A 5,084-nucleotide genomic window follows, 5' to 3' on the forward strand; every position below is an offset into this window, starting at 1 on the left:
TAAAATATTTACGCTAATCCTGATGCTGACAACCGCTCAGGTGGTTCGTGGCCAGAAATCACTTGAGTTTCGCTTTACGCCAAAGCTGAGTCAGAAGCCGGAAATTGAGAACCCTTCTCCGGCCAACATTAGCGCCCCTTTGAAAATAGCTTATGATCTGGGCGTGACCTATACCCATATGCTTAATCAAAAATGGGGTATTGGTGCAGGAATAACATTAGGAAGCACTGTTTACGGAATGGAATTTAGCGCGCCGAGTGCAGCGTTTGGCACGAAGCAGGATAAGGGCGACATCGCCACAGGCTATTATTTTGACCCCTACAAGTACCAGGGTTTAACAGCACGTGGCCTGCGTAACTTCGTTCTGAATGAACGCACCTCCGTCAGGATACTCGCCGAGCCTTCACTGATGTATTATAGCTACAGTGAAGATAATTTTGACGGGTTCACGACTGGTTTTAATCGCGCGGTACCTTACGATCCGGATGTGCCAGCAACACTACCAGCCGATCTGCTTGTCGACATCCCGACAACTGGCCACCGGTTCGACCTCTACATGGCCGCGTCATTGGGGATAGAAAGGAGATTGTCGGCAGGCAGCAGCCTGGTGTTTGGTGTGAGAAAGAGTTTTGGCCTGAAACCGATTGGGGAGGGGATCTTACAGGTGCAAATGGACGATAGGTTGTATACGGGGAAGTTTAATACCCGTGCTGGATTTTTGGGTGTCGACCTGGTGTATAAGTATAGCTTCCAGAAGACACCTGAATCGGTGAAGGCACTTCAGAAGGGGCCATCAACAGGTAAGTACCAGCGGATTGTGTACGGCGAGTTTTTAGGGACGGGCATGGGACTGAGCCTTAATTATGATATGCGGATTAAGCCTGACAGGAAAGATGGTTTCGGCTTTCGCGTTGGCCTGGGCAGGATACCGGATGATTACGCCGGCAACTGGACCACCCTGCCTTTGGGGATGAACTATGTTCTGGGCAAGAGAAAGCATGGTTTTGAAATGGGCTTAGGGGTCACATTCTTTCATAATGCTTCAGGGGAGAATTTTTTTATTGAGCTTTATGGTGATGAACCCCGCCGCAAAATAACCTCGGCCGAAATATTCAACGTAGGATACCGCTATCAGGCAAGCCCGAAATTACTGCTGAGGGCAACCAACTCATTTATGTATACCGGTATGGGGTATTTTTATCCTCCCTTGTGGCCCGGCGTTTCTGTAGGTTATACATTTAACACACCCAAATTGCCGCCCTTGGTACCGAAACAGAAGACAGAGCAGCTTGTCGATAAGCCTTTGCCCGGGAAATACAGGAAAGCCATTTTTGTTGAGGGAGGAGGCAATGGATTGGGACTATCCGGTAATTTTGATATGCGCTTAAAGCCCGGACGCAATGACGGGCCGGGTTTCAGGGCTGGCTTGAGTTATGCAGGTACTTCCTATGAAAACTTTGAGGCCAGCTACCGTATGGCAATTCCGCTTTCTTATAATTATATCTTCCGAAATGAGCGAAGCGGGATTGAAACAGGCCTGGGTCTTACTCCATCGTTTTTAGCGACTGGTTCTACTCAGGGACCTGACCTGAATTTAGCTGCCGTTGCTAACATTGGTTATCGCCTGCAGCCGCTTAAAGAAGGCTTGCTGTTACGTGCTATGTGGACTCCTGCTTATTCAGATGGTGCGGTCAGAAGTTCGGCAGGAGTATCCCTCGGGTATAGCTTCAGGTAAGTAAGAGCTTGATTTAATTTGTTTCTGTTTCGGGAAATAACTTTAACTTCCTGATTTAAATAATCACTGTACTTTTCTCTTATGAAACCTACCTATATCTTCATTTTGTATCTTATTTTAATAAGTGCGTCAAATACAGGTTTTGGGCAAACAGAAACGAATAATAAACTTCGTATTTACGTGGATTGTCAGTCCTTTTGCGATCTGGATTATATCAAAAGTGAAATTAAGTTTATAGATTATGTAAATGATCGCTTCCAGTCTGATATTTATATCCTGATAAATTCACAACGTACAGGGAGTGGGGGCCGGGATTATCAATTGCAGTTTGCCGGACAGAATCAATTTCCGGGTGTTAAAGATACTCTTAGCTATATCCGTCAGGCTACAGCTACTGATGACGAGGACCGGAAACTGGCTGTCCAAACCTTGAAATTAGGTTTGGTAAATTATATAGCAAGAACGAGCAGGGCCAAAGACCTGCAAATTACATTTATTGCTGATTCGACGACTAAAAGCTCTGACTCTGCGCCTCAAAAGGATCCCTGGAATTTGTGGGTTATGAACGTTCGTTTGAACGGATATTTAGACGGCGACAAAAACTATTCTTCTAATAGTTTCAGTACCGGGTTTTCGGCTTCCCGGATCACTGAAAAACATAAGACAAGTACAAATATAAGTTTCAACAGAAATAAAAACAGGTTTGGTGAAGGGGCAGATGCCTTTAAATTTACGAACAGGAATTACTTTGCAAGCAACACCACTGTCTGGTCGCTGGGTAATCATTTATCTGCCGGGGCATATATATCGGCCAACAGGTCTGATTATAGTAATTATGATGCTTTGGTTTCGGTTCAGCCTGCGATAGAATATAATTTCTTTCCTTATAAAGAATCAACTAATCATTATTTAGGCATTATGTATAAGGCGGGTGCCAGATATTTGAATTATAAAGAAGAAACTATCTTCTTAGAAATGGAGGAGCTCAGGTTACAGCAAGATATTTCTTTAAATATCAGCTTCAATCAAAAATGGGGGCAGTTGAGTGGTTCAACTTCATTCGGGCATTATTTTCACGATTTTCGAAAAAACAATCTTAGATTTTCTGTGTACACTGATTTGAGATTGTACAAAGGATTGTCTTTGAATTTTAACGGCTACTATGCCTTCCAGCGTGATCAGCTTAATATTGTAAAAGGTGATATAAACAACGAGGATCTCTTAACACGGCGCCGGCAATTAGATTCAAATTACTCTTATTATACCAGTTTTGGAATAAGGTATCGTTTTGGGTCCTTGTTTAATAATGTGGTGAATCCGAGATTTGATGGTAGTAATATGTTTTTCTAATTTTTGTTTGGAATCTGTTATTATACTTTAATAAGTTGGGATTCAGCAAGGAGATTAAAATGTGTAATTCATCCGCTCATGGCCGCGGAGGCCTAGTTCTTTTGTTTGGTCAAAAGAACCAAAACCCCACCGCTGCGCCTGTTGCTATTAAAGTCACTGATTAGGCTTGGATTGTGATTACCGCAACAGCCAATGCGGAATAACGGTGAACGGAGATTCAGTGGTTTGGCTTAAGAAACGTACCTAAGGATTGCTAGTGTAGAAAGGCATGCCTGCGGCCTGCGGGCAGACGAACGTGGCACAAAATTATCTGCTGAAAAGAGTTCCAAGTACTTCTTTCAATTTAATGACATTGCCCGATATAAAGCCTTTGGATGCTTTTTTATTTTCCTTCTTTTTTGAGACCCTCCGCTTTACCGCGACACTAAGGTCGCGCTGGATTGCAAAGGTCTCTTTCATATAGGCAAGGCGGTTATTCGCCATTATGTAACCAGTTGTAACTTGAGTAATCTTGCCGCTGTCGAAGTCTTTGAGGTGCTTGAAGGAGCGGTGGCTTCGATCAATATTTACAGCTACATCGCCGTAGGTCATGGCCGCCACACTTAACTCGAAGCTGCCACCTTTCGATGGCCTATTACCGAAATGATATGGTTGGTATCTTAGAAATTCCAGAAACTCTTTGGCATAATACGGGCCTTCACAGATAAGGATCATTAACTGTTTTTCACTTCGGAATTCGACATCAACCCATCTATGTCTTGCTAGCCTTTTCATAGGAAAGGAAATGGTTGAATGAATTTAGAGATTTTTTGTTTATTTGGAAAATGTTCATCTTTTATATCCACCTTTTTACTAGTGCTAAGTCAGCACCTCCCAATGCCCTATCATAACCATTTCGATGACCTCCATTCTCGTTCAATTTTAGTATTATTGACTCATGACCATTCAATCATATCTCGATACTTTAAATCTTCGGTATAAAACAGGAATAAGCAGGGAACATACTTACAGGGGCGATTTGCAGACACTGCTGATGACTTTACTGCCTGATATACTGGTAACAAATGAACCAGCCAGAGTAGCCTGTGGGGCACCGGATTATATGCTTACGCGGAAGGATGTACCAGTAGGTTATATCGAAGCAAAAGATATCGGTGTTGACCTGCATTCAAAAACTTTAAAGGAACAGTTTGAGAGATACAAATCCGGGCTGAGCAATCTGATTTTTACCGATTATCTCGATTTCCACTTTTATAAAGACGGGGTTTTTACAACGAGCGTTTCGATTGCAGGGATTGTAAATGGAGTAATAATTCCTATACCGGGTAATTTTGACGCTTTTGAAGGCTTGATTAAGAACTTCGCATTAACGGTTTCCCAGACCATTAAAAGTCCGACGAAGCTGGCTGAAATGATGGCTGGTAAGGCAAAATTGATGGCTGATATCATTGAGAAGTCGTTGATTTTCGATGATGAGAATGAAAACCGGAGCAGTTTAAAAAACCAGATGCTTTCCTTTAAGCAAATGCTTATTCACGATATAGATAATAAAGCATTTGCTGATATCTATGCCCAAACCATAGCGTATGGGATGTTTGCCGCAAGATATCACGATCCAACACTTCCAACGTTTAGCAGACAAGAAGCAGCAACTCTGATACCGAAATCAAACCCATTTCTCCGTAAGCTATTTCAGGATATTGCCGGATATGATCTGGATGACCGCTTAGTGTGGATTATTGACGAGTTGGTAAGCATATTTTTAGCAAGTGATGTAGCAGACATCATGCGGAACTTTGGGAAGAGTACTAAGCAGGAAGATCCGGTAGTTCACTTTTATGAAACCTTCCTCGCTGCATACAATCCTGCGTTACGAAAGGCGAGAGGAGTTTGGTACACACCGCAGCCGGTTGTAAATTTTATCGTTCGGGCGGTAGACGATATATTAAAAACTGAATTTAACTTACCGCAGGGCTTAGCGGATACTACAAAAATAAAG

At 42.7% G+C, this 5,084-nt stretch carries 4 protein-coding genes; 3 read left to right on the forward strand and 1 reads right to left on the reverse strand.

Features of this window, described 5'->3' with window-relative positions; translation table 11 throughout:
• Both WKF69_RS04905 and WKF69_RS04910 read left to right on the forward strand, forming a co-directional pair.
• Positions 1-1,735, forward strand: a 1,735-nt coding sequence (locus tag WKF69_RS04905; RefSeq protein ID WP_340379987.1) for a hypothetical protein, incomplete at its 5' end; no start/stop codon positions are given.
• Positions 1,736-1,816: 81 nt separating this feature from the next.
• A complete protein-coding gene (locus tag WKF69_RS04910) occupies positions 1,817-3,085 on the forward strand; it encodes a hypothetical protein (RefSeq protein ID WP_340379988.1) in 1,269 nt (422 codons plus the stop codon).
• Between the two features lie 306 nt (positions 3,086-3,391).
• Here the strand turns inward: WKF69_RS04910 and WKF69_RS04915 are convergent, their stop codons facing one another.
• On the reverse strand, positions 3,392-3,859 hold the full coding sequence (locus WKF69_RS04915; RefSeq protein ID WP_340379989.1) for a hypothetical protein: 468 nt from the start codon (positions 3,857-3,859) through the stop codon (positions 3,392-3,394).
• Between the two features lie 163 nt (positions 3,860-4,022).
• Here WKF69_RS04915 and WKF69_RS04920 point away from each other — a divergent pair.
• On the forward strand, positions 4,023-5,084 hold a 1,062-nt coding region (locus WKF69_RS04920), incomplete at its 3' end, for an N-6 DNA methylase (RefSeq protein WP_340379990.1).

This window comes from Daejeonella sp., from assembly GCF_037719425.1.
GTDB lineage: Bacteria > Bacteroidota > Bacteroidia > Sphingobacteriales > Sphingobacteriaceae > Daejeonella.

What these genes read in the sequence shown, in the direction of transcription:
- WKF69_RS04910 (WP_340379988.1), top strand. Translation starts at nt 1,817, where the DNA reads ATGAAACCTACCTATATCTTCATTTTGTATCTTATTTTAATAAGTGCG.
- WKF69_RS04915 (WP_340379989.1), bottom strand. Translation starts at nt 3,859, where the DNA reads ATGAAAAGGCTAGCAAGACATAGATGGGTTGATGTCGAATTCCGAAGT.